The following is a 25464-nucleotide window of genomic DNA, read 5'->3' as shown; positions in this document are numbered from 1 at the left end:
ACTGTTGTGTCAAAAACAGTCCCCATAAAATATGCCTTCAACAAGACTTGATGAGGTATCAAGTTTTGTTGAAGGCATAGCATAATATGCAAGAATCATTCTGGTCGTAATGAAAAATCGCCAATTCCTTGTTTTGTCAAATTGTCATTATAGAAAGGATCATGTGCGATATATTTGGGCCATTTATCTTGCATTTTTTTGATTTCACCCGCAAAGCGTTTCTGCTTTTCTGGCGTATCTTCATACCCGCGAGATTTTGACTCAAAGTGATAAAGCTCAACTTGGTGAGCATATACATTGTTTCTACCAAGTTCATAGACTTTAAGACATAAGTCTACATCATTGAAGGCAACTTGTAATGTCTCATCGAAGCCACCCACCGCTTTGAAATCATCTGCTTTGACCATCATACAAGCGGCAGTCACTGCTAAATAATCGACGTCGATCACTAATCGTCCGAAATAGCCACAATGTGTGCGGTCATAATTATTCAACGCATGACCAGCGACGCCACCGATTCCAACGAGTACACCCGCATGTTGAGTCGTATCATCTGGATAGTAAAGTTTGGCGCCAACACAGCCGATCGAATCAAACTGAGCATATGAGACCATTGTTGTCATCCAATTAGGAGCAATCACTTCGGTATCATTGTTCAGGAATAAGTAATACTTTCCACTAGCTTTTTCAGCCGCAAGGTTATTGATGCGAGAATAGTTGAAGGGAATATCGATCAACTCTACAATGAAGCGTTCTTTCAGTTGTTCCTTGTAGGAGTCAAAAAGATTTTGCATCTTAGGATCAGTACTACCGTTATCAGCTACAATGATCTCGTAGTTAGGATAGGTCGTTTTTTCGATGATCGAATCAATACACATTTTCAAATCGTCATACCCATTTTTGGTTGGGATGATGACGCTGACTAGCTCCTCTTGTAGGACATCATAATTGATTTCATAAAACCCTGAGATTCTTCCTGGACGCACATTACCTTTGATATTCCTGCGAGCTAATGCATCCGTCAAAGCTTTCACACCAGAATCGTAAATATAACTTTTAGCTTCACCACTACTAGCTGTTGATCCTGGAATCGTACGCCAATGGTAAAGGACACGATCGATATGATAAATATGATCTGCTGGGATCTTTTCTGTAAAACGGAGAACTAGGTCATAATCTTGTGAACCTTCATAGCCTTTTCGGAAGCCACCTAGTTCTTTGACGATACTTAATCGATAGACGCCTAAATGAGAAATATAGTTATTTCCCATCAACGTATTAGGTGACCAGTCTGCTTTAAAATGAGGATCGAAGCGATTGCCATCAGCATCGATCTTATCTTCATCACTATAAATCAAATCAAGTTCTGGCCGATCATTCAAGACATTGACTACTTCAAACAATGCATTGACAGGAAGTTCGTCGTCGTTATCAAGTAGTGCCATGAATTCTCCTTCAGCGATCTCAAGTGCAGAGTTCGTGGCTAAACTAATATGTCCGTTTTCTTCACGAAAGACAACTTTGATCCGTGGGTCTTTTTGCTGATAACGTTCTAAACATTTATGGATTTTAGGATCGGTAGAGGCATCATCACTGATACACAATTCCCAATGGTCATATGTTTGAGCAATCACAGAATCGATACATTTTTCTAGCCATTTGATTTCTACGTTATAAACTGGCATCACGACAGAAATCAATGGACGATAGGCAAAGGCTTGCGCTTTTGTTTTTTGTGCTGCAACGTCAATTTGTTCATGCTTAGCGATCCATTGCGCATAGTCGATGGAACCTGGTTTCAATTCCATTTTCACACGACGTACAGCCTTTTTTAGGCCATGCGTCCGAGCATAGTTCAAGCCTTTTTTTAACAATCGTTTTTTCTTTTCCAAACTCGACTCGATGCCATCATCATAAGGATAGCGTCCATTCAATTTGACGGCTATTCCATTTTGATGATCTTTCGTTTGAAAATCTAAAATTGCTTTCCCCTTCATCTTTCCAGATAATCGAAGATTAAAACCACTTTGCGTCTTTACGTCCAAATCATAGAGATGATTGATATCTAAACGCACGACTGGTGTATTTTTTGCTATAATATTTTCTTTTTCAACTTGGATCGTCGGTATTTCTTTCGTTACTTCATCGATTGCCCAACCAACGATCAATAAATCGCCGGTCGCCCGCTCACGAGTGATTTTATCGATAAATACAGCAATTTCTTTTTTTTGCACTGGTTTGGTACTCCTTTACCTAATAAGTTATTTATATTTCAACTAGCCAAGACTGCCCATTTTCTGCAATCAATTCGATCAAAAATGATTTTTCTTGTTCACACGCTATCTGGATCTCAAAACCAGCTTTTGTGTGGGGAGGAAGTTTTTCGGCTTCATTCACTTCGGTTCGCTCAATCTGCTGAACCTCGAAGAATGGTGATTGATCTACAGACAACTTATAAGATAAAGGTTTACGTTCCGCATTTGAAATTCCCCATCCAATGATTTTGAGTACTTTTGTTTCTGGATCCCAATTTTTTTCGTCGACACAAAGAGAAAGTTCTTTGGCTTGGATTTTTTTTGCCGTTTCTTTTGGTCTCACCAATCGTCCTTTTGGCTTTATTGCCCAATTGTTAGGTTGCAACAAGTCAAAATATCGATCAGTCGTAGTCTTCAAGACTTTCGTCTGCTCTTTATTCTCTATTTGTAAGTGCTGGTTTTCTTTTGTTAATCTCTCGTTTTCAGCAGATAGTTCTTTTTGAACAGCAGCCATAGGTTTGATTTCTCTAAGGACTTCAGCCATCGTTGCTGGTAATTCACCAATGAATCGATAATGGCAAGAGATTTTGATCGTTTCTCCACTTATATCGGTCAATTCTAGTCTTGGTGCTTCTGATCCATCAAAGATATAACAGTCTGTCGCTGTTTTGATGACCGCATTCGATGCGATAAAATCATGCTTTACTCCGTCTACTTCAACACTGAACTCAAGGTAACTTGGTTGCTTTTCAAATTGAAAAATAAAACTTGCCGGTTCTTCTGTCAGTGGAAAAGTCAATACTTGGTTTTCTCCCGTATAATTATTGAACGGGATCTGTAATATTTCTTCTTGCGTACTCTTTTTGATGATTTCCATCATTTTGACATAATTTGAATTTTGCGGTGAATTGATTTTAGCTTCCACATTTGGGTGTTTTTTCAATGAAAAGAAATACTGATACACTTCGCCAAATGGGCGCATTTTGAAATCATAACGAACTGCTTCTGGTAAGTCAGTATATGCTGACTTCAATTCAGTATCCCCTACTGCTAGATATAAATAATCTTCAATGTTGATGTGCAGATCAGCGTTTGCAAATACTTTTTGGAAGCCTTCGTGGGTATAAAATGAATTATGTGTTTCATCTAATAGCCCAAACGAAGCCCACGGCAATTCGTTATTAAAGAGGTGAATCAATACAGAGTTATGCACGAGATTAGGGAAAGTAATCAAAATCTCGCCTTCTTCATTTAGAAATTCTCTGACTTTTTTTAATGTCTTCAAAGGATCCACTAAATGTTCCAAGACATCTGCAAATAAAATATAATCAAATGTTTGACCAGCATAATATTTTGCCCATTCAAAACTTTCAATGTCGCCATAAAAACCATCTTGTGCAATTTCATTGACGTAATCAAATAGTTCTTTGTCCAGTTCAACGATGCTTACTTCACAGTTTTTTGCACCGATCAAATGTTTCGTCATGCGTCCATTGCCAGGACCAAATTCCAAGACTTTACTTCCTGGTTTGATTTGTCCAACAATCTTACCTACGCTACTTTGTTCATCTAAATCCATCTCGAAATCATACTTCATTGTTTTGATCTCCTTCTTTCCACTGGTGATCCAAGACCACGATCCCTTCACCAATATAAGAACCCGTCACAAATAAGTTCATATACTTCGTTTTATACACTAGTGGGACGGTGGCATTTTCTTCAAAAACCGCCACATCGAAATAGTATTCGCCAGCAAGTAAGCCTAACTTCTTATACTTGAGATAAAAGACATTTTTTCCTTTTTCCCAAGGAATTGTGATATCGTCCAGTAAAGTATTCAAGCCACAGACATAGAAATTATCGACCGTTCGTAGGGCAATCCCTAATACAGGTTTTTTGATAGTATCATCTTTCACTTCATAGGTGACCTTTACATAAAGATCTTCCCCTTGTTCTAACATATCGATCGGTTGCTTGTTTTCATCTAGTAATTCAGCACTTAACACATCGACGATATCTGGGGCAGCAAAACGTTCCACTTGATTTTTGTTACGATCCACTGTTTTTACTGATTTTTTCTTTAAGAAGTTTTCGTAATTGGTTGTCACATCCATCGTATCTCCAAATTCTACAACTTCACCATTTTTTAGCCAGTAAGAGCGGTCGCAGAAACGACGGATCGAGCTGATGTCATGGGAAACAAATAAAATCGTCTTCCCAGAATTTTTGATTTCCGTAAATTTTTCCATACATTTCAATTGGAACTCCAAGTCACCTACTGCGAGTGCCTCATCAACAATCAGAATATCTGGATTGACATTGATCGCTACCGCAAAAGCTAAGCGCACGAACATCCCACTTGAGTAAGTTTTTACAGGTTGATAAACGTGGTCTCCGATATCTGCGAAATCAATGATGTCATCCACCATCGCATCGACTTCTTCACGGGAAAAGCCAAGAACCATTCCATTTAAATAAATATTTTCATATCCAGAATATTCTGGATTAAAACCTGAACCCAATTCAAGTAAGGCAGAAATCTTTCCTTCGATCTCCATGGTTCCACTTGTTGGAGTCAAAACGCCTGTAATGATTTTGAGCATCGTTGATTTACCAGAACCATTTTCACCGACAAAACCGATCATTTCACCTTTTTTGATCTCTACATCAATATTTTTCAATGCATAGAACACATCATGGTACGATTTCTTGAACGGATTCAAAGCTTCTCTAAAACGATCCGTCGGTTTCGCATACATATTGTATGATTTAGTGATGTTGTTTAATTTAATTGCGTATTCTGTCATAACTATACTCCTTACAGCACATCTGAAAAATGTGGTTTCAATCTACGGAACACCAAGGAACCGATTACGAACATGATTAATGTAACTACCCAAAAATAGATTGTATAAGTACCATGTTCCCAGAACCAAGCTTGACTTAAGAAGGATTCACGGTAACCTTGAACAACATAATACAATGGGTTTAGTTTTAAAATCTTTATGATTGCTGGATTAAATTGACTTGGACTCCAAAGAATCGGCAATGTCCACATAATCAGCTGTAGTAAAATCGTGATAAATTGCATGATATCTGGTATAAAAGGTTGAATCGAGGCGGTCAACCACGTCAATCCGGTCAAAAAGGCGACCATACAAAATAGATAATAAATCAATTGTAAAGACATGACCGTTGGAAAAATACCATGTCCCATTGTTACGACTAAACCAATCAAAATAAAGAACATATGTGAGTACAGGTTTGAAAGGATTTTAGTTGTTGGTAAGATACGGATATTGAATACCACTTTTTTCACTAAATAGGTGTATTCTCGGAAAACAAGTGTTGTAGAGGTAAACGCATCTGAGAAAAAGAACCATGGGACCATCCCTGTGATCAGATAGACGATAAACGGATACTTCCCATCAGTCATCGCCGCTTTCAAGCCGAAGCCAAAGACTAACCAGTAAATGAGAACCGTAAACACGGGATTGATGAACGCCCATAAAATCCCTAAAAATGAACCCGCAAAACGTGATTTAAAATCGTTTAACGAGAATTGAAGTAATAGCTTTCGATTTTGATAGATATCCTTCATAAATAAAAACAAATCTTTCAACATTTGTGTTCCTCCAAGCAGTTTCAATTAATTACAGTCAACAGCCATTTTACCACATATTGAGCCAAGGACTGCGATATTCGTTGTTTCTTAATTTTCTATTAAGTAAACTTTTTATCAACGTTACTATTTTACAAAAGATGATACTTAATTGCAATGAAGCAAAAAACGTGGGCTTGCCTAAAAAAGGCTTACCCACGTTTTTATTTTATTGATTGAGGTTGAGACAGAAGTGTTCAGCCTTGTTTCCGAAGTGCTTGCTCCTGTTCCCACCATTTATTCGATTCTAAGGTGAAAGACAAAATTGATTGTTACTGTTGTCTCACACCCCTTATTTTCAAATTCAGTGATAGCGTGCAAGTCTTGAAGTTGACAGTTGATTTTCCTCTTGTATTTTTATTTGCTTACTCGGTGGCTGATCGTAACGATGACTTGCCATCGCTAACAATAAGTAGCCGATAGGTACCCAAGGGAAAGAAGTCAATGTATCTTCCATAAACGATTGGATCATTACTGCCATGAATGCCCATAAGAACGTAAGCTGTCCATTCGAATAATCTGCTTTCAGTGTTAGTCTTCCAACAAAAACAAGTAATAAAATCCCTACAATTGCGATTCCTATCAATCCATATAAATTCAAAATAGAATTATAACTATTGTGATTACCTAAAACCTCATCCCCACGAAAATAAAGAAAAGGCTTCATTCCAACCAGTAGTTGCTCCGTACTCTCGGAAATCGTTTGATAAAATTTCAGCCATATGCCTTCTCTTCCAGTGAAAAGATTGATCTCTTCAGAAGTGGCAGCTAAATAGGATATCGGTAGCGCCAGACTAAAAATAGCTAAATAGCCGATAAAAGGTGCACGAATAAATTTAAAGAATCTTTTAGGCCAGATATCTAATAAAGCAAAAATGATGATCGCAATCAATGCCGAGCGTGATTGACATACCCAGATTCCTAAAAATGCAGCGACGATCGCTGGTACCCCAAGAATCCGAATATACCAACGTTCAAACGAACTGGCGAAACCACTGATCAGTAGTCCAAGCATCATCAACGAGCTACCGATCGTATTTGTATTAATCCAAATATCGGATAATTTATTATCTTGGTTCCATATGCTTTGTCCTTCAGGTACTTGAATCTCTGTAAATACTCGATATACCGTAACAGCAAGGAAAAATGAGAAGACAAGCAAATAAATCCCTCGATCTACTTTGTCAAATTCGATCCACTTTACACTCAATCCAATCAGAATCAGGATTGGGATCAACAGGTTACCTGCCAAAGAACCATCTCGTATCCCACTGAAATACGTATAGAAACAGAAGATGACAACTGCTGCTCCTAGATAAAAAAAGTCAAATCCTCTTGCTTTATAGATATTCAGTCCTGTTAAGACAAATACACCAAAAGTGACGAACTGTGCGCTATGTTCATATAAAAATAAAGTAGCTGGTGTGCCTATACCGATCGTCCAGACAGAAAAAAGAGCGATCAGCATCAACAACAAGATCCCAGTACTCATTTTATTTATGAATTTTTCGACAAATGTTTGAATGGTTTCCACCTCCTCTTCTAAATAATACTTTTTAAGAATGGATGATTGGATCAGCGTAACCAATAAGGTCTCTAGCTGATCCAATATCTCCATTTTTAGCACACATCTTCTTCAAACTACAAATTTTTATTGACCTGTTGATTGGGTTTGCCAAATAGCATAGTTTGGATAGGCTACTTCATAGATCATGTGCCCATCGTCGTCTGGTCCATATAATTTAGTGAACTGCGCTTCATTACGCTGGTTATAGTCATCTAAAGGACGCTTGGTTACGACATATTTGATGCCTAACTTTTCAGCATCATCAAAATTCAAAGTCACTGAGAACATGTCTGGACGATCTAGCTTGAAGGCTGTATCTTCTTTAGCAATAAAGGCTCTAGTATGAGCATAACGATTGTAAAAACGCTCATATTCCCCTTCTGGATCAATCAATTGCCATGCAGCTTTGTCTGGATAAAAGCGGACCGTATTGAACGCCTTCACTCCTAAAGCCGGTGTGAAGTTATAGAGCTCATCTTCGGTTAACCATACTTGACCTGGATCTTGTTGGTCGATTTTTTGGATTTCCTTAGCTAACGTTTTTTCAAAAATCGCACCTGTTCCTTGGACAACTGGATTCACAAAGAAGCCAGAAGCAATGATCAATGCACTAAATGAAAGGTAGAAAAATACGCGTTGTCGAAACAATGCAAATGCTAAAAGAAGTGTTCCCAAAACAATCACACTGATCAGCTCAAGGTCAGAGAAATACCCTTCCATCTTGGAACCTTGTAACGCATAGTAATAGATACCTGCATTAGCAATCAATAAGACAAATTTATACCACGTAGGGATGACATCGTGTTTCCAAATGTACGCGATAAACCAAATCGATAATAGAAATGCCGCAAAGCTGAAAGTCAAGATCGCACGAAATGGCGGGACAAATGATAACAAGGTCAATTGAGCCATCGTTCTAGGTAAGCCAATGGTGATCCAAAAGATCGCGAATAGACAAAAGAGCATTAAGATCCGACCAATAATTTTTTGATCGTCGTCTTTTTTCCCAAACAAGACAAATGGACTTGCTAAAAAGACAGTTGGGAAGAAATGGTAAAATAGTGCTACTTCTGAATTATTTGAGAAACTGATATCCTCGAATGGGATTTTCCAGTTCGTTAAGAAATAGAAAAATTCACTAAATTTCCATTTACCACCTGTACTTACTCTATTCCCAGGATACAACGTATTCAAAGAGGCGAGTAACGCATCTTTAGAAATTGACCAAAAATGCCACATGACAATACCAATAAACAACAACGCAGCAGTAATCAATACAGCGTCAAACCAATCCCATTGTATTTTTTTGCGGTAATAGACCAGTAAACCGACAAAATAAAAAACTAATAGATAGGCGAGCATCACTTGATGGGCCGGATAGATGACTAAGATAAAGCCGAGACCGAATATGACCACTAGTAACATCATCAATGCGCGCAGCCACTTTTTTTCATGTTGATAAAAATAATGATAAAAGGCGACCATTAAACCAATCGTAAAGAAAATCAAATCGCCAACGTGTTGCATGAACCACCATTGAACAGCTGGTGAGAAGGTCAATGCAAATGAACCGATCAACGAAAGTGGCTTGTTTCGTTTCGTTAAGATCATCAGTAGTTCAAATCCTAACAGGACCATGACTACCAGTTTCATTGCCCAATAAAAAGATAACCCTCGATCCCTTCCTAAAAAGAAGAATCCCCAGTTAAATGGTTTCCCGATAACAGTGATATCTTTCACTGGTGAATTGTAGGCAATGATCATATTTTGTCCATTCAATGAATAATCTTCGTTGATGACCGGATAGCCCGATTCTGCTTGAGAGAAATAAAAAGGCGTTTGGGCCAGCCATTCATCTGAACGAACTTCTCGATTTTGACCAAAAATCACATCCGTCTTTTTTCCATCATCTCTTTGTGACACATAGTTATCCCAACTGCCGATCGAACTACCATTCAAGTTGAATGTCACAACGATAACGATCACCAGTAAACCAATCACATAACGCAATTTCAATAGGATATCTAAAAATGGATGCGTCTGTTCTATTTCCGTTTGTCGTGATTTATCTCGCCTTGCACTTCTTGTTTGTTTTTCCATAAAATTCTCCAATTTCTTCGTTGTTTCTTTTTTCTAAGGAAAAACCTTATTTGTTTAATTTTTCAGAAGCTTGTAACATTTGTTCAAGTGCTTCTTGCCACGTTGGAATAACAAAACCAAGATTTTCCGTTTTTTTCAGGCTCATCACTGAATATTGTGGACGTGTTGCTTTTTGTGGATATTCAGCTGAAGTAACAGGTGCTACTTCTACTGCTGTATCTTTTAAGATTTCTTTTGCGAATTCATACCATGAACAACTATTCTCATTTGATAGATGATAGACACCATATGGTACTTTTTCTTCGATTACATAGACCATAAATTCAGCTAGTGTGCGTGTCCATGTCGGACGTCCAAATTGGTCATTGACCACTGTTAATCGATCATGGGTTTGTGCCAAACGTTGCATCGTATAAACAAAGTTATGACCATATACGCCAAATACCCATGACGTACGAATAATATAATAATCTTCTAAAATTTCCTGCACTGCTTGTTCGCCTAGTAATTTTGTACGACCATATTCATTCAATGGATTCGTTGCATCATCTTCTAGATATTCTTCATTTTCTTTTTTACCATCAAAGACATAATCGGTACTGATATAAATCAATTTCGCATTCACTGCTTTCGCTGCCAATGCAACATTTCTCGTTCCGTCTACATTGATTTTTTCATCTAATTCTTTTCCTTCGTCTTCTGCTTTATCGACAGCAGTATAGGCTGCACAATGGAAGATGACTTCAGGCTTTAAGTCTGTGATATAAGTCATTGTTTTTTCTGCATCCGTGATATCCAGTTCTTGGGCGTCAGTCGAAACATAATCTAACCCTTTCTCATCTAATAAATGACGTAACTCGGTACCAAGTTGACCATTTCCACCTGTTAATAAAAACATAACGCAATCGCTCCTTGATTTATTTATTTTTAAATTGTTTTTGTAAAAATATCATTAGCTTTCTTGTTGTCTTTAATGAACGCTTTATCTTTTGAAGACGATTCATTCAACTGTTTGTTCGGAGTATTGGACAAAAATAACGGTATCTTTCTCTCCCCTTACCCCAAAACAACGGCAGAACAGTTATGTTCTGACCACGTTCTAAGAACCAAGCTTATTCTACCATATCGGTTCTCGCTTTTCGAGAGGATGAGCATCCATCAAGCGCTCTTAAAAACTTTTTCATGAAAAAAGGGGCAGCGTCAGTTAAACGCAGTGCCCCTTCATTGACTATTTAAAAGAGGTTGAGTCTCTCAAGCTATCTATTCAAGCAAGAAAAACATCCGATAAGAGGAAGTCTTTGACTCTTATCTACGCAGCTTGTCCGAGGAAGCTTGGTTGCTCACCTCTTATTGTCCATTTTTAGCGTAAGCTGCTTCAACTGCTTCTTTCTCTTTTTGCCACCATTCTTGGTTCTCTTCGTACCACTTGATGGTTTCTGCTAAACCATCCCGGAAATTAGTGAACTCTGGTTGCCAACCCAGTTCTTGACGAAGCTTGGTTGAGTCGATCGCATAACGCAAATCATGGCCAGCACGATCTTTGACATGTTCATAGGCATCTTTAGGCTGACCCATCATTTCTAAGATCATTTCCAACACGGTTTTGTTATCTTCCTCGCCATCAGCGCCAATCAAATAGGTTTCCCCAATATTTCCTTTGGTTAGGATCAACCATACGGCAGAAGAGTGGTCATTCGTATGGATCCAATCACGAACATTTTTTCCTTCTCCATATAACTTAGGTTGGATACCACTTAAAATATTAGTGATTTGACGTGGAATGAATTTTTCAATGTGTTGATAAGGTCCGTAGTTGTTGGAACAATTTGAGATTGTCGCCTTTAGTCCAAATGAACGAACCCAAGCTTTCACTAATAAATCAGAACCAGCTTTTGTTGAAGAATAGGGGCTGGACGGGTTGTAAGGTGTTTCCGCAGTGAACTTCTCACCTTCACCCTCGCCATGACCTGGTAAATCTTCACGTAATGGTAGGTCACCATAGACTTCATCCGTAGAAACATGATGATAACGAACATCGTACTTACGGCAAGCTTCTAGCAATGTATACGTACCAATGATGTTCGTGTGTACAAATGGAAACGGATCTTTAAGTGAATTATCATTATGTGATTCAGCAGCATAATGCACCACTGCATCTGCTTTTTCCACTAATCGATCGACTAATTCTGCATCTGCGATATCTCCGACAACCAGCTCCACACGATCAGCTGGCAATCCTGCTAGATTTTCTTTGTTTCCTGCATAAGTTAATTTATCTAAGACTGTCACATGTACTTCTGGGTGGTTTTGTACAACATAATGTACAAAATTTGATCCAATGAAGCCTGCTCCACCAGTAACAATGATATTTTTCATTTAATATTTCTCCTCATCAAATGTTAGATTTCACCATAAACAAATGGGTTTTCTGCTTCAAATTCTTTCAGTGTAGGATGATTATGATCTTTTTCAGACATGATTGCTTTTGAAAGATCGATCGGCCAATCAATCGCTAACTCTGGATCGTCAAATGCGATCCCACCGTCTGCTGCGGCATCATAATAATTATCGCATTTATAAAGGAAATTCACATTTGGTGTCAACGTCACAAAACCATGTGCGTATCCCTTAGGTACAAGTAATTGACGATGATTGTGTTCAGATAAGATATAACTTTCCCACTGTCCATAGGTCGGACTACCTTTACGAATATCGACGATCACATCTAAGACTGCTCCTGAAGTGACACGGATCAATTTTGTTTGAGCGGATGCCCCTTTTTGAAAATGCAAGCCACGAATCACTCCCGCTTCAGCAGATAAAGAGTGATTGTCTTGGACAAAATCAAAATCTAATCCATGTTCCGCAAATTTTGCTTTTGAATAGCTTTCTGTAAAGAAACCACGATGGTCCCCAAAAACATCCATTTCGATAATTTTAACATCTGTTAATTTAGTATCCGTCACTTTCATCACTAAAAACTCCTTATTCAGCAGCCAATCTTAATAAGTATTGACCATATTGATTTTTTTTCAGTGGTTCTGCCAAAACAGCTAATTGTTGTTTGTCGATATAGCCCATTCGATAAGCCACCTCTTCTAAACAAGCAACTTTTAAGTTTTGACGCTTTTCAATCGTTTCAATAAAGGTAGAAGCTTCAAGTAAAGATTCATGCGTGCCTGTGTCTAACCAAGCAAAACCACGTCCCATAATCTCTACAGAAAGTTTTCCTCTTTCTAAATACGCTTTATTGACGTCAGTGATTTCTAATTCACCACGCTCAGATGGTTTGATTTCTTTTGCAATTGAAATCACATCGTTGTCGTAGAAATAAAGTCCTGTGACAGCATAATTTGATTTTGGTTCTGTTGGTTTCTCTTCAATAGAGAGAGCTTGCATATTTTCATCAAATTCGACCACACCAAAACGTTCCGGATCATTAACATGATACCCAAAAACGGTCGCTCCACTTTCTCTAGAGGCAGCACGTTGTAACATTTTTGATAGTCCGCCACCATAGTAGATATTATCTCCTAAAACAAGGCAAACACTATCATCGCCAATAAATTCTTCCCCAATGATAAAAGCTTGAGCTAAGCCATCGGGACTCTCTTGAACCGCATATTCAAGGTGAATACCTAGATCATGCCCATTTCCAAATAATTCTTTAAAGCGTGGGGTATCTTGAGGTGTTGAAATAATCAATATCTCCTTGATACCTGCCAACATCAAAATAGACATTGGATAATAGATCATTGGTTTATCGTAGACTGGCATCAACTGTTTCGAGGTTGCCTTTGTTAGTGGATACAAGCGTGTTCCGCTTCCTCCCGCAAGGATGATTCCTTTCATGAATATAAGCGCTCCTTTTTCTTTGAATTTTCACTTTTGTTATTATCTCATCAATCCTGCTATTTGTCATGGATTTCTTGAGAATTTAACAATATCTTTTAGGGATGTTTTTTCCATTTCCGCTGTATAAGTGCTTGGATCAAATGGATCCGCCAAGCGATTTTCTGGCGCCAACTACTCTTCGTTTCAATTTCACTTGCATTAAAATCGTGTCGCCGATAAAGAGTCAAGGGTTCTCGAATAAAGCCCGCATGATTTCCCGCCAGCAAACCAATCCACATGTCATGCATCGGTACATTGTCAGGTATCGGTAAGATCGTCTCTTTTAATGAAGAGCGAAAAGCCATCCCTGCACCGATATAGTTACTACGAATCAAATTCGTCAACCAGCCTTCTTTGGATCTCCTAAAGGTAAAGTATGAGGAATGGATCTCATTCAACTGGCTATCTACGATTACTAAATCTGAAATAACTACTAGTTGTTTTGGATGAAGGCTAAAGTATTGTGTGATTTTCTCTACTTTCCCATCTAACCATACATCATCTTGATCTGCTAAAAATATCAGGTCTCCCTGAGCTTGTTCAATCGCAAAGCCAAAATTTTTGATCAAACCTTGTTTAGGACCTTCAAAAAGTTTGATACGTGGATCATTATGTGCATATTCTGTTAAGATCGACCAAGTATCATCGACTGAACCATCATCCGAGATAATCACTTCATCTTCTGGAGAAAGTTGCTTTAAGATACTATCCAATTGTTCTTTTAAATACGCGCCACCATTAAAGGTTGCTATACAAACCGATCGCATCATTTCACACCTTCCAATTATCAACAAACGAACGTAAAGTCATTCGCCAGATTTGACGATTCTTGACAGTCAAAAATTGCTTTGTCATTCTTAATACTAACTGCTTCCGATGTTGCATTAAATGCTGACGGTCGTATTCTTGGTAAAAGATCGACTCAGCAGCCAATATCGACTGATAGCGTGTTACGTTGACTTTTTTATAATCTAATACTGAGAGATCATGAGTCATTATAGTGGGTAAAACTACAATTTCTTTGTTTAATTGTTTGATTTGCCAAAAAAGCCAATGATCTAAAAAATCGAGTGGGAACACGGTATTATAGCCATTGATCTCTCTTAAAAATGCGAGCGAGAATGCCGCACCAGAATTGATTGCCATAATCCGCTGACGTGTGACCACTGGCTCTTCGATCACTTCGAAGTGGCGATTGATATAGTGGTCTGCCCACACCGGAGAGATTTGTTTTGTACCAGAAAATACTAAGGGAACCGCAGCTACTCGTTCTGTTGTCCAAGTGAGTTCGGCTACGGTTTCTAAATAATCAGTACCTAACTGAGTGTCCTGATCTAATGTTATAAGTGTCTGTACCGTATCAGAAATGTGGTCAATTGCATAATTGTAAGCAACCGCTAGGCCTGGATTTTCTGGATCATGATGATAATGGACATTCTTTTCTGAATAAAGCACATCAGCATGTGCAACAGGACTATTATCAAAAATAACTAACTCCACTGTCCCAGCTTGCGTAGCTGTTTTTAAATAATCGTAAGAAGGCGATTGGCTGATTTTTTGGTGATACAATACGATCACTACTGCTATTTCTGGTGTCATTAGAAGAAAGTCCACCCCCACTTATGGAAGAATTTCATCATTGAATTTAAAAAAATTCGAAAAAGCTTGAAATTACGATGTGCTCCTTTTCCATATAGATGGATGACACTGTAACGTGGCGTATAAAGGATTTTTTCGTTTGCTTTTTCAAAACTTAAACAAAGATCATTATCTTCAAAATACATAAAGTAGCGAGTATCAAACCCATTGATTGATTTAAATTTCGCAACATCTACTACCATAAAACTACCAGAAATCATGCGAACATAAGAATCACGATCCTCCGGTAAATCACGACATTCAAAGCGATTCAATCGCCGATCAAACATTTTTTTGACAAATTTGAAAGGAATGAAACGTAGTACATAGTCGAATAGAGCTAAACGCTGTCTAATCAAGTATTGAGTCGTCCCATCTTCATTCAAGATTTTAGGTGCCAACATCGCACATTCAGGATGCGTTTCTAAGAGCGCAACCAGGTCGATCACCGTCTGCTCATCTACTAAAATATCTGGATTAAAAATCACCGCATATTGTGCAGCGCTTTGGAGCAAGGTATGGTTATGACCAAATCCAAAGCCTCGGTTTTCATTATTGAAATAAATATTCACGAACGGATATTTTAAATATTCGCGTAATCGATCTTGGTATTCAGGTGTCGAGTTATTATCAAAAATTTGAAATTCAATTGCCGGTTCTTCACCGATCGTCGCAATGATCGTATCTAATGTCTGGAATATTTTTTTACTATTTGCTGTCACAATGCTAATTAAAATCGGCATTTTTTTATTGTTCTCCATTAAGGTCTTTTCCATTTCTTAAAGTATTTCTGCATCACTTGTGTACGGTATTCTTTATTCCCTAAAAACCGTAATGTTTTTAGAATAAATTGGTATTTTTCATTGATCAATCCGATCAATTCAAATAATAAAATAGCAGCAAATAGCATCACTAAGAACAAAGCGATCGTTCCAAGGCTTCCCGTATAATTCATGATCATTGCAGTAAATGAAAACATCAAAGCAATGGAGTAGATCGTCAAAACAGCTCCTTTATGCGTAAAGCCTAAAGCGAGCAATCGATGATGCAAATGCTTCTTATCAGCCGTAGAAAATGATACTCGATTCGCTTTTCTACGAATGATTGCAAAAAAAGTATCTGTAACAGGTACCCCCATGATGATCAACAAAGAAATCGATGAAACAAACGTAACATTCTTTAATCCTTGTAAAGATAAAACCGCCATCATAAAGCCTAAGAAAAGTGCACCTGTATCTCCTAAATAAATCTTGGCTGGATAAAAATTATAAGGGAAAAATCCGATGATACTTGCGACTAAACAAAAAATAACTATAGGTATATATACTGTTGAGGCATGTAAAAAAAAGTAGCCAATAATACCAATGGTCATCAAGCCAATCAAAGATATCCCTGCTGCTAAGCCATCTAAACCATCAATCAAATTAACTGCATTAGTAATCCCAAAAATCCAAAAAATGGTAACAGGAAAACTAAGCCAACCTAATTGGATATAACCTAAGAATGGTAAGGTAAAAGAATCGATTCTGATATCAGCGATGAAATAGACGATCAAAGCCGCTAATAAAATGCCAATACTTTTTTGCTTAGGTGAAAGTTCATATTTATCATCAAGTAATCCGGTCAACACGATGACGGATGCAGCCAATAATATAGGTAGAATATAAAATTTAGGGATGATATCTTTGAACAAAAACAAACTAGATATCACGAAGGAAACAAAGATAGGTAAGCCACCAGCTGAAGGCATCGGCACTTTGTTTATTCGTCGTTCATTCGGTTTATCGACCATCCCAGTTTGTACTGAAATTATTTTAAAAATGGGGGTCAATATCAAAGACAATAAAATTGTCAAAAAAATCCTTATTACCATACTAAAAGAAACCAGCATACGGGCACCTACTTTATTTAAAGAGTCATTAATAATTATAAAACACTGTCGCTATTTTACAATAAGAACTCGTGTTTCTAATTCTTTTTTTGAGAAAATTTATTTTTTAGTTTACCAAGCCATGTTGATGTGATGCTTCTTCGTTCTTTTATTTCGTTTCCTGTTATGTACTCTTGCACAACAGCATTGATGATTCCACCAAGAATAATGATCGTCGCAGCAAAGTTTAACCAAAGCATCAAAACGATAAAACTTCCGATGATTTGATAACCGCTCACACGCGTTGCAAAATAACGAGCATAAATCCCAAAAACTTGTGACAACAACATCCAACCAGTCGTTGCAAATACAGCACCAGGAATCACTGCTTTAAATTTCAATTGCGCATTTGGTACAATCCAATAAATCATAAACATGATCACAAATAATGCTACCAAAGTAATCGGCCATTTCAATGTTTGGAATTGGTCAATAAAGTTTACAGGTATTTTAAAGATCGGTTGAATCGCCTCTAAAATCATTTGTCCTAATCCAAGTACTAAAGTGACACCACTAATCGCAATCATGAACAAGATGATAACTATTAAGGAAAAGAAACGGACAATGATGAAATTTTCTCTATTTTCAACTCCATACGCTTTATTCATGGCAATCTGTAATGCATTGATACTCTGACTAGCTGACCATAAAGCTGCAATAGCTGACAATGACAACAAACTACCAGAACTTTGTGTCAACAAATTTTTTACCGCCGGTCCAATAAACTGATAGATTGTTTCAGGAATCACTTGGCGAATATAAGTCAAGACAGTTTCTTGATCGATTTGAAGATACGGTAGAATATTTCCAAGCGCAATAATCAATGGAAACAAAGATAAGAGTAAATAATAAGCCACAACTACTGAAGTCGTTCCCATTTCAGAATCAACGATCCTCTTTTGCGTCGTCTCAATAAAACGCATTAAATTCTTATGTTGTTTTATTTTATTCAAAATATTCATAGTAATCTCCTGTTCAAGGTTGTGAAAGAAGCGGTCTACACTGAGTAATAAGGCAGAAAAATCGAAAATGGCTTTTTCATTTTGGATTTTTTTGACTTATTATTGAAGTGTTGCTTCTTGAACACCGTTTATCATAGGTTGTGAAAAAGCCGGTCAGCTCCAAGTATTAAGAGCAACATTGAGAAAATAGCTTCTCATATTTTTTCGATGTTGCTCTTAATGTCGTAGGAGTTGGCTTTTGAACACCGTTTATCATAGGTTGTGAAAAAGCTGCTTAGCTCCAAGTATTAAGGCAGAATTTGAGAAAATAGCTCTCCATATTTTTTCAAATTTTGCCTTAATATTGAAGGAGCTGGCTTTTGAACACCGTTTATCTAGGTTGTAAAAAAAAGCTAATAACACTGAGGAAAAGGGTGGCAAACCAGAAAATAATAGACATATTTTTCCAATTGCCACCCTACTATCTTAGTTACTAGCTTTCCTACAACTTTTATCCATTATTTGAAGAAGAAAGTCATCCACAACTTTCTCTAGTTAATCAAACAGTTTGAAAACTGTTCACGGAAAGAAGAACTTAATAAGTTCCTTCCTCACCTTGAGAAGTCAAGATTTTTGGACCATCTTTAGTGATAGCCAATGTGTGTTCATATTGGCAAGATAACCCACCATCTCTGGTATACGCTGTCCAACCATTTGGGTCCATTTTCATTTTCCATGTTCCTGTATTGACCATTGGCTCGATCGTAATGACCATACCTTCTTTTAATCTTAGCCCTTTGCCAGGTTCACCATAGTGAGGAATAGTTGGTTCTTCATGGATCGTTGGTCCTACCCCATGTCCAACAAAGTCTCGTACGATTCCTAGATTTTCTCCTTCGACGTACGTTTGGATTGCATGACCAATATCCCCAATACGATTACCAACTTGTGCTTGCTCAATGCCGATATATAGTGCTTTTTTTGTCACTTCCATCAATCGATCAATTTCAGGTGTGGATTCACCGACCACATATGCCCAACAAGAATCAGAGATTCCGCCTTTTAAGTCGATACACATATCTACTTTCACTAAGTCACCACTTTTAAGTGGTTTTTTTCGGGGAAACCCATGACAGATCTCATCATTGATGCTGATACATGTCGCATATTCGTATCCTTCAAATCCAATTTGGGCAGCGACTCCGCCATGACTTTCAATATAATTACGCACAAATACTTCGATATCCCAACTAGTTACTCCTGGTTTAATGAAGTCTCGCAGATTTTTATGGACATCTGCTAATAATGCACCAGACTCTGCCATTGCTTCGATCTCACGTGCTGATTTTAATGTTATCATCTATTCTCGTCTCCTTTTTACAAATCCTTTTTATTTTAACATAGTAGGAAGTATTTAGCCAAATCCCATAGTACCTTTATAAATCTCGCTTCCTTTTTCTCAAACTTTTGGTATAATTGGTAGTTGTTGAAATGCTATTCATTAAAATTTAGGAGGCGCCTTATGGCTTTAGCAAAAATCGTTTATGCAAGTATGACTGGTAACACGGAAGAAATCGCCGATATTGTTGCAGAGGCTCTGGAAAATATGGATATCGATGTTGAAATCAATGAATGCACACAAGTAGATGCAGAAGACTTTCAAGAAGCAGATATTTGCGTAGTTGCTACTTATACATACGATGACGGTGATCTACCGGACGAAATCGTTGATTTCTATGAGGACTTACAAGAACTTGAATTGCCTGGAAAAATCTACGGAGTGTGTGGATCTGGAGATACTTTCTATGATGAGTTTTGTAAGTCAGTGGACGATTTTGATGCTGCCTTTGCAAAAACTGGTGCTGTTAAAGGTGCCGAAAGTGTGAAAGTTGATTTAAACGCTGAGGAAGAAGATATTGAAAATCTTGAAGCGTTCGCAAAATCTCTTGTATCCATGTTATCTTAATCACAAAAAGAAGGATGTGTTTACCACATCCTTCTTTTTGTTTAGAAGCATTACGTTTTGTAAATCAAGGCATTACTATCAAATGGGGTCGATCAATTTTTCAAATAAGCAGATCAGTCTACTTCAATCGGATCTTTTAAGCTTAAAATGGCATTGATGCTGTCTTGGATCATCTTTTCGATTTGTGTATCCGTCGGATGGATGATATTCGATGACATCAAAGCTGCGATACCTGTTGCAATGATCCAAGTCCCATTGTGAAGCGAGACTAGTTTATCATCTGACAAGTCCATGTATTTTGGATCTTCTTTCACTACGTCCATAAAGTAATTATAGGAGAAATTTTGCATCTCTCTTCCGCCGCCATACTCTTCCAAGTAAAGTGAGCTATATAATTTCTTTTCACGATTTGCGAAATGGATGTAATTCAACGCTAGATCGACAATCGTATTGCCGGTATGTTCTACAGGAAAGACTTCGTATTTTAGATAATCGTAGATTTGCTCAAATAGCGCGTGTTTCAAATCATCCATATTTTTAAACTCTAAATAGATTGGTTGAGTAGAACAGTTCATTTTATTTGCAATGTTTCTCGCAGTGAATTTTGAAAATCCTTCATTGGCAGCAACTTCATAGGCGGCTGCCAAAATCTGCTCCTTTGTTATCGTTTTTTTTCTTGCCATAATTTTCTAATCTCCTTGAAATTTTTTATAACGCTTCCACCATTGATTAATACTATTGTACCATTTTTTTTCAATAAGCAAAACTTGTTTTTTTATTTTTTACAAATTTTTCTGTCATTATACTCGGATATCAATGCTTTTTTCTGTTTTCTAATTAAAAACAAATGATTATTTTATCAGATGTTTATTTGTTTCACTTCTAATAAAATGTTATCATACAATGAGGAATTACAAAAAATATGATGAGGAGGAATTTAATTATGTTAGCTGATTTTAATGTTAATTTAAAAAAATACGCCCGTTTAATTGCAGAAACAGGGGTCAATGTATCGAAAGGGCACACAGTAGTCTTACAAATCAATGTAGAGCAAGCGGAATTAGCCCGATTGATCACGAAAGAGGCTTATCAATTAGGCGCAGATGAGGTGATCGTTCAATGGACAGACGATATCATTCAAAAAGAATTCTTGACTCACGCAGCAGATGATCGAATCACTACAGTTCCACAATATAAAATCGATCAAGCAGATGATTGGATTGAAAAAGGTGCGAGCAGAATCAGCGTTGTTTCTTCTGATCCAGACGCATTCGCAGGAGTCGACAATGATCGTGTAGCCACTTATCAATCAGCAGTTGGAAAAGCATTGATGAATCTAAGAAAAGCGACACAATCAAACAAAGTAAGTTGGACAGTTGTCGCAGCTGCTGGGAAACAGTGGGCAGCAAAAGTATTCCCTGATCTACCAGAGGAAGAACAAGTCGACGCATTGTGGGATGAGATTTTCAAAACGACACGCATTTATGAATCTGATCCTGTAATTGCTTGGAAAAATCACGATGAAAAATTAGCGACAAAAGCAGAAGAATTGAACAAGGAACAATTTACAGCTTTACATTATACTGCCCCAGGGACAGATATCGTAATTGGCTTGCCGAAAAATCACTTGTGGGAAGGCGCTGGAAGCTATAATGCTCGTGATGAAAAATTCATGGCAAACATGCCAACAGAAGAAGTCTTCACAGCACCTGATAGTCATCGCGTTGATGGATATATCTCAAGTACGAAACCTTTAAGTTATGCAGGAACGACCATTACTGGAATGAAATTTACTTTTAAAGACGGCAAAGTCGTTGATTTTTCAGCGGAACAAGGACAAGAAGTCTTAGCAAAACTACTAGATACCGATGAAGGTGCACGTCGTTTAGGCGAAGTTGCTCTAGTTCCTGATCCTTCACCGATTTCACAATCTGGTATCATCTTCTATAACACATTATTCGACGAAAATGCTTCAAACCATTTAGCACTTGGTTCAGCCTATGCGTTTAGTGTGCAAGGTGGAACAGAAATGACCGATGAAGAATTGGCAGCTGCAGGCTTGAATCGAAGCCAGACGCACGTGGACTTCATGGTTGGTTCAGATAAAATGGATATTGATGGCATCCGCGAAGATGGCTCACGCGTACCGATCTTCAGAAATGGCGACTGGGCGTAATAATAAAACAAAAAAAGATCTGAGATTCCCAGATCTTTTTTTGTTATTCCACAGATATGCTTATAATAAATCTTCTTTTTTAGTAAACGTAAATTTGCGACTTTCTTTTTCTACAGGTTTTTCTTCTTCGTGTTTGTGGATTGCCTCTTTCGTAATTTCTTCACGTTCTCTTTTTGCTTCATCTAAACGTTCTGCAATTACTTCTTCTTTTGGCTTATCAGACATAATCAAAACCCCCTTTATCACCATCATTCTACCACTCAGGATTCCTTTATTGGAAACGTTTTGCTCTAAAATCAGCTTGCATGTATGCCTTCAAAGCGCTAAAATAATAGTATTGATGCTTGTTCCTGTAGCTCAGTAGGATAGAGCGATCGCCTCCTAAGCGATAGGTCGCTGGTTCGATTCCAGTCAGGAACGTCTTAGAACTTATCACGAGTTTGTGATAGTGATGTTCAGCTCCGAGAAATAAGCCTGCTCCCCAGAAATTGGTTCTTGTATTTTGGGGGGCGGGCTTATTTCTTATGAACACTGTTTATTCAGTTTTAAGAATCATGAGATGCCATAGGTCACAATCCCCTATTATATTTCTGCTCTTTTAAAAAAATAGCAACAAAAGTAAAACTCCATTTTTCAACTTATTACCAAATACATTATGCGAAGTCATTTTATTCAATTATGAGGTAGCATCCATTTTTTGCTATTGGAATAAACTTTATTGATGTTTCCACCTTTTTAAATCTGGGAAAAAGTGATGCATGAATTCACGCGCTTCTTCCTTTGTCTTGCCTTGTTCTTTCAGCATGCCTGATTCACTCATGTGCTTGACACTCTCTTCAATCATTTCATCCATTGTACAATCAGTTAAAAATGCGCCATCTTTGTAGCAGTAAATGCAATATTCTTCACTCTTGCTATTGTTTTTATTTGTCCCTAAAACCTCAACTGAATCAAGTGGCATCCCACAACTTTGACAATATGTCATTTCTTCCATTTCTATGATCCTCCTATCATCTGATTGTCTTCACTCAGAAATAATCATTGAGAATTGGTTGTTGGCTAGGCAGTGCTTGACTAAGTTCAGCCACCAATACGCCTTCTACTTTGATTTTTTCATGGAAATCAAGCGCTTCAACTGTTTGATATCCTAACAATAATTGTGTCATACTTTGAATCGTTCCACTGACCACAGGTAATTCTGTCTGTTGGACTTTCTTCACCTCAAGTACTCCATCGACATAAGAAATATCAAAAAATCCTTCGTTCCATTTTGCATACGGATCTTCCGTCACTTGAATAGAAAAATTGATTGCATGTCGGAATGGATAAGTCTGCATAAATTTCTCAATATCTACGATTCTCCCCATCATATAAGGTGTGATCGTGGTTTTAGCATATGGATTATCCAATAAATAATTTTTGCTATAGCCAGAAAAACCACATGTATACTCAAACGAATCAAATGCGCCACTATGTGAACCAATAAAACGCATCAAGCCTTTCAATGCTTCATGATTTAGATAACCCATTTCGACGACTACAAACGTAGGGGCGGCTAATTTATAAACGACATATCCTGTAGCATTTCCCTCACGGTCGTAATACAGTGCATAATGATTCTCTTTTCGTTGCTTGAACTTGTAAGAATACCACCATTCTTCTCGTACCAAACCGCCTCGCATACTCTCAGGCATACTTGTATAAATGGATTGTATGGCATCCACTGATTCTTCAAAACTTGTCCGTTTCATATAACCAGTTGTTTTCTTTACAGCTGGCATATCACGGCTCGCCAACTCATAGCTGATCCGGTCAAATAATTGTTCATACCCATAGCGACGATAAAAAGGATAAGAAAATGGTGCTAGATAAGACAGCGTGACATTTCTTTCTCGACAGTCTTCAAGGATTTTTTCCATGATCCGATTGATACCGCCCTGTCCTCGTGCTTCAGGATAGGAAGCAACGTAGCCGATTCCAGCCATCAAGTAGTTTTTTCCATAGAAATCCACTGAAAAAGGTGTGGCCATTACTTGACTTGTCAAATGGCCCTCTGGATCTAAAAAGCCGTAGTTCCATGAATTCTCAACAATCATTTTAAATCGTTCACGTCGTTCGTCTGTATCTTGTGAATTAAAAGCATAGGTTGCTAAAGTGTACATTTCTTCTAGTGCTTGGTTCCCCAATTCTTTTATAACATTCGTCATACTTCCCCTTCTTCCTTTAAATATCTATACCAATTGTACTATTTTTTTCTTTATAAGAATAGCAGGCGGACCTTCATTCCTTTTCAAAAAGTAGTCTGCCATAAAAAAATGATTTAAAAAAATAGCGCTAAAAAGCCAAAATAGAACAAACGATTTTGGTTTTTAGCGCTTCGTTTTTTTGATCCAAACGTTGTTTCCACAACTTATTCTCATTTTGATCATTAGTTATCCTCTTGGAATGACGGTTTGATTTGCAATCCTCTTTTAATAGGATTCTTCAATCATCCCTAGCATCTTTTTAAAACGTCTCTTTTTAAAATACATCAACATCGTCCCTAAGATCATATCATTCATTTTCTGCAACATACCATGTGATTCCATTTGTTCCGTGTAGTGGACTTCACACGATTTTTCATCAATTGGTTTGATTTGATAATGAACGATAAAATCATTTTTAGTCGTTGAGGTACGAAATTTATAAGATTGGTTATCAATGACTTCCTCAATGATAATGCGTGCACGATTATTTTGAGAGAATTGTTTGACGTATTCAAGATTCTTTAATTGTTTGCGTGTCACTGATTTCCCAGTGGCTTTGCGGACATCGAAAAGAACAGAATCCATCACTTTATCATAGAAAAACGATGCCGGAATATTTAGTGTTTTAATTATTTCCATTAGTTCTTTTTCTCCTTTGCTTCTTCTTTCTTCTTACCTTTTAAAAAGAAGTAAATCCCTAGTCCTGCAAAAAACAATCCAGTGACCATACTATAAATGTCATATTGTTGCGTTCCCGGATTTAAACTATATAGTATGATCAGTGAACCAATACTACACAAAAACAATCCATTTTTTATCATTTGAACCACCCTTATCTTGTTTCTTAGACTGCTGCTGCTTGGAAATATAATACTGTGCCCCATGGTTGGGCTTTGATCAATTCTTTTGCTGTTTTGGCAGCTGCTTCTTTATCTTCTGCACTTGTTTCAAAGAATAATTTGATTCCTTGTTTTTCTTTGAAAGTAAAGGTCATGCCTTCTTCGTTGTATCCTTCTAACAACTCTTTGATTGCATCTTGTTGCATAGCACTAGCGATTGAAATCATTTATTTTCCTCTTTTCTTTTTTTA

General features: G+C 37.5%; 25 protein-coding genes and 1 tRNA gene. 3 read left to right on the top strand and 23 right to left on the bottom strand.

Annotated features, from left to right (window positions below; genetic code table 11):
* Positions 1-95: 95 nt before the first annotated feature.
* From IGJ19_RS04330 to map, 16 genes are all read right to left on the bottom strand, one after another.
* A complete protein-coding gene (locus IGJ19_RS04330) occupies positions 96-2234 on the bottom strand; it encodes a glycosyltransferase family 2 protein (RefSeq protein WP_142432957.1) in 2139 nt (712 codons plus the stop codon).
* 31 nt (positions 2235-2265) lie between these two features.
* Positions 2266-3852 (bottom strand): class I SAM-dependent methyltransferase, encoded by a 1587-nt coding sequence (locus IGJ19_RS04325; protein ID WP_074799781.1) that lies wholly within the window; start codon positions 3850-3852, stop codon positions 2266-2268.
* Positions 3842-5062: an ABC transporter ATP-binding protein gene (locus IGJ19_RS04320; RefSeq protein ID WP_010735938.1), complete on the bottom strand. Its 1221-nt coding sequence runs from the start codon at positions 5060-5062 to the stop codon at positions 3842-3844. The genes IGJ19_RS04325 and IGJ19_RS04320 overlap by 11 nt, the downstream gene beginning before the upstream one ends.
* 11 nt (positions 5063-5073) lie before the next feature.
* Positions 5074-5880 carry an ABC transporter permease gene (locus tag IGJ19_RS04315; RefSeq protein ID WP_019722596.1) on the bottom strand — a complete coding sequence of 269 codons (807 nt, stop codon included), beginning with the start codon at positions 5878-5880 and terminating at the stop codon, positions 5074-5076.
* Between the two features lie 340 nt (positions 5881-6220).
* Positions 6221-7450, bottom strand: coding sequence for an EpaQ family protein (locus IGJ19_RS04310; protein WP_115358455.1), 1230 nt, complete (start codon positions 7448-7450; stop codon positions 6221-6223).
* 117 nt (positions 7451-7567) lie between these two features.
* Positions 7568-9583 carry a DUF7657 domain-containing protein gene (locus IGJ19_RS04305; protein WP_430604433.1) on the bottom strand — a complete coding sequence of 672 codons (2016 nt, stop codon included), beginning with the start codon at positions 9581-9583 and terminating at the stop codon, positions 7568-7570.
* A 46-nt stretch (positions 9584-9629) separates the two neighbouring features.
* Positions 9630-10481, bottom strand: coding sequence for a dTDP-4-dehydrorhamnose reductase (rfbD, locus tag IGJ19_RS04300; protein ID WP_142432956.1), 852 nt, complete (start codon positions 10479-10481; stop codon positions 9630-9632).
* Positions 10482-10930: 449 nt separating this feature from the next.
* On the bottom strand, positions 10931-11959 hold the full coding sequence (gene rfbB, locus IGJ19_RS04295) for a dTDP-glucose 4,6-dehydratase (protein ID WP_071865952.1): 1029 nt from the start codon (positions 11957-11959) through the stop codon (positions 10931-10933).
* Between the two features lie 23 nt (positions 11960-11982).
* Positions 11983-12555 carry a dTDP-4-dehydrorhamnose 3,5-epimerase gene (gene rfbC, locus IGJ19_RS04290; protein WP_010735944.1) on the bottom strand — a complete coding sequence of 191 codons (573 nt, stop codon included), beginning with the start codon at positions 12553-12555 and terminating at the stop codon, positions 11983-11985.
* A 13-nt stretch (positions 12556-12568) separates the two neighbouring features.
* On the bottom strand, positions 12569-13435 hold the full coding sequence (rfbA, locus tag IGJ19_RS04285; RefSeq protein WP_010735945.1) for a glucose-1-phosphate thymidylyltransferase RfbA: 867 nt from the start codon (positions 13433-13435) through the stop codon (positions 12569-12571).
* Between the two features lie 98 nt (positions 13436-13533).
* Positions 13534-14244: a glycosyltransferase family 2 protein gene (locus tag IGJ19_RS04280; RefSeq protein ID WP_071866072.1), complete on the bottom strand. Its 711-nt coding sequence runs from the start codon at positions 14242-14244 to the stop codon at positions 13534-13536.
* A 4-nt stretch (positions 14245-14248) separates the two neighbouring features.
* Positions 14249-15076 carry a glycosyltransferase gene (locus IGJ19_RS04275; protein WP_142432955.1) on the bottom strand — a complete coding sequence of 276 codons (828 nt, stop codon included), beginning with the start codon at positions 15074-15076 and terminating at the stop codon, positions 14249-14251.
* Positions 15076-15876, bottom strand: a complete 801-nt coding sequence (locus tag IGJ19_RS04270; protein ID WP_142432954.1) for a glycosyltransferase — start codon at positions 15874-15876, stop codon at positions 15076-15078. Before IGJ19_RS04270 ends, IGJ19_RS04275 begins: the two co-directional genes overlap by 1 nt.
* Entirely contained in the window at positions 15876-17006 is a 1131-nt protein-coding gene (locus tag IGJ19_RS04265; protein ID WP_071865949.1) for an MraY family glycosyltransferase, read from the bottom strand. The genes IGJ19_RS04270 and IGJ19_RS04265 overlap by 1 nt, the downstream gene beginning before the upstream one ends.
* Before the next feature lie 77 nt (positions 17007-17083).
* The gene (locus tag IGJ19_RS04260; RefSeq protein ID WP_010735950.1) at positions 17084-18007 is read right to left on the bottom strand and encodes a YihY/virulence factor BrkB family protein; all 924 of its coding nucleotides are present in this window, start codon (positions 18005-18007) and stop codon (positions 17084-17086) included.
* Between the two features lie 574 nt (positions 18008-18581).
* Positions 18582-19346 (bottom strand): type I methionyl aminopeptidase, encoded by a 765-nt coding sequence (map, locus tag IGJ19_RS04255; RefSeq protein WP_071865948.1) that lies wholly within the window; start codon positions 19344-19346, stop codon positions 18582-18584.
* Positions 19347-19508: 162 nt separating this feature from the next.
* Between map and IGJ19_RS04250 the strand changes: the two genes are divergently transcribed.
* Positions 19509-19952, top strand: coding sequence for a flavodoxin (locus tag IGJ19_RS04250; RefSeq protein WP_010735952.1), 444 nt, complete (start codon positions 19509-19511; stop codon positions 19950-19952).
* 113 nt (positions 19953-20065) lie between these two features.
* Here IGJ19_RS04250 and IGJ19_RS04245 read toward each other — a convergent pair whose 3' ends face one another.
* Positions 20066-20635 (bottom strand): TetR/AcrR family transcriptional regulator, encoded by a 570-nt coding sequence (locus IGJ19_RS04245; RefSeq protein WP_010735953.1) that lies wholly within the window; start codon positions 20633-20635, stop codon positions 20066-20068.
* Positions 20636-20895: 260 nt separating this feature from the next.
* Between IGJ19_RS04245 and IGJ19_RS04240 the strand changes: the two genes are divergently transcribed.
* A complete protein-coding gene (locus IGJ19_RS04240) occupies positions 20896-22128 on the top strand; it encodes an aminopeptidase (RefSeq protein ID WP_071865947.1) in 1233 nt (410 codons plus the stop codon).
* A 60-nt stretch (positions 22129-22188) separates the two neighbouring features.
* Here the strand turns inward: IGJ19_RS04240 and IGJ19_RS04235 are convergent, their stop codons facing one another.
* Positions 22189-22353: a hypothetical protein gene (locus IGJ19_RS04235; RefSeq protein WP_169823209.1), complete on the bottom strand. Its 165-nt coding sequence runs from the start codon at positions 22351-22353 to the stop codon at positions 22189-22191.
* A gap of 121 nt (positions 22354-22474) precedes the next feature.
* On the opposite strand from IGJ19_RS04235, the gene IGJ19_RS04230 reads away from it, so the two are divergent.
* Positions 22475-22548 (top strand) — tRNA-Arg (locus tag IGJ19_RS04230).
* Between the two features lie 295 nt (positions 22549-22843).
* Here IGJ19_RS04230 and IGJ19_RS04225 read toward each other — a convergent pair.
* From IGJ19_RS04225 to IGJ19_RS04205, 5 genes are all read right to left on the bottom strand, one after another.
* Positions 22844-23122, bottom strand: coding sequence for a zinc ribbon domain-containing protein (locus IGJ19_RS04225; protein ID WP_071865946.1), 279 nt, complete (start codon positions 23120-23122; stop codon positions 22844-22846).
* Between the two features lie 34 nt (positions 23123-23156).
* Positions 23157-24335, bottom strand: a complete 1179-nt coding sequence (locus tag IGJ19_RS04220; protein ID WP_074799786.1) for a GNAT family N-acetyltransferase — start codon at positions 24333-24335, stop codon at positions 23157-23159.
* 264 nt (positions 24336-24599) lie between these two features.
* Positions 24600-25013 (bottom strand): DUF3284 domain-containing protein, encoded by a 414-nt coding sequence (locus IGJ19_RS04215; protein ID WP_142432952.1) that lies wholly within the window; start codon positions 25011-25013, stop codon positions 24600-24602.
* Complete coding sequence (locus IGJ19_RS04210) at positions 25013-25195, bottom strand: DUF3188 domain-containing protein (RefSeq protein ID WP_010735959.1); 183 nt, start codon at positions 25193-25195, stop codon at positions 25013-25015. Before IGJ19_RS04210 ends, IGJ19_RS04215 begins: the two co-directional genes overlap by 1 nt.
* Positions 25196-25218: 23 nt before the next feature.
* Positions 25219-25440: a hypothetical protein gene (locus tag IGJ19_RS04205; RefSeq protein ID WP_010735960.1), complete on the bottom strand. Its 222-nt coding sequence runs from the start codon at positions 25438-25440 to the stop codon at positions 25219-25221.
* Positions 25441-25464 lie beyond the last annotated feature (24 nt).

This window comes from Enterococcus sp. DIV1368b (genome assembly GCF_050529595.1).
GTDB lineage: Bacteria > Bacillota > Bacilli > Lactobacillales > Enterococcaceae > Enterococcus_B > Enterococcus_B mundtii.
The sequence above is the reverse complement of the archived record's forward strand: the minus strand, read 5'-3'. Positions and strand labels throughout refer to the sequence as shown.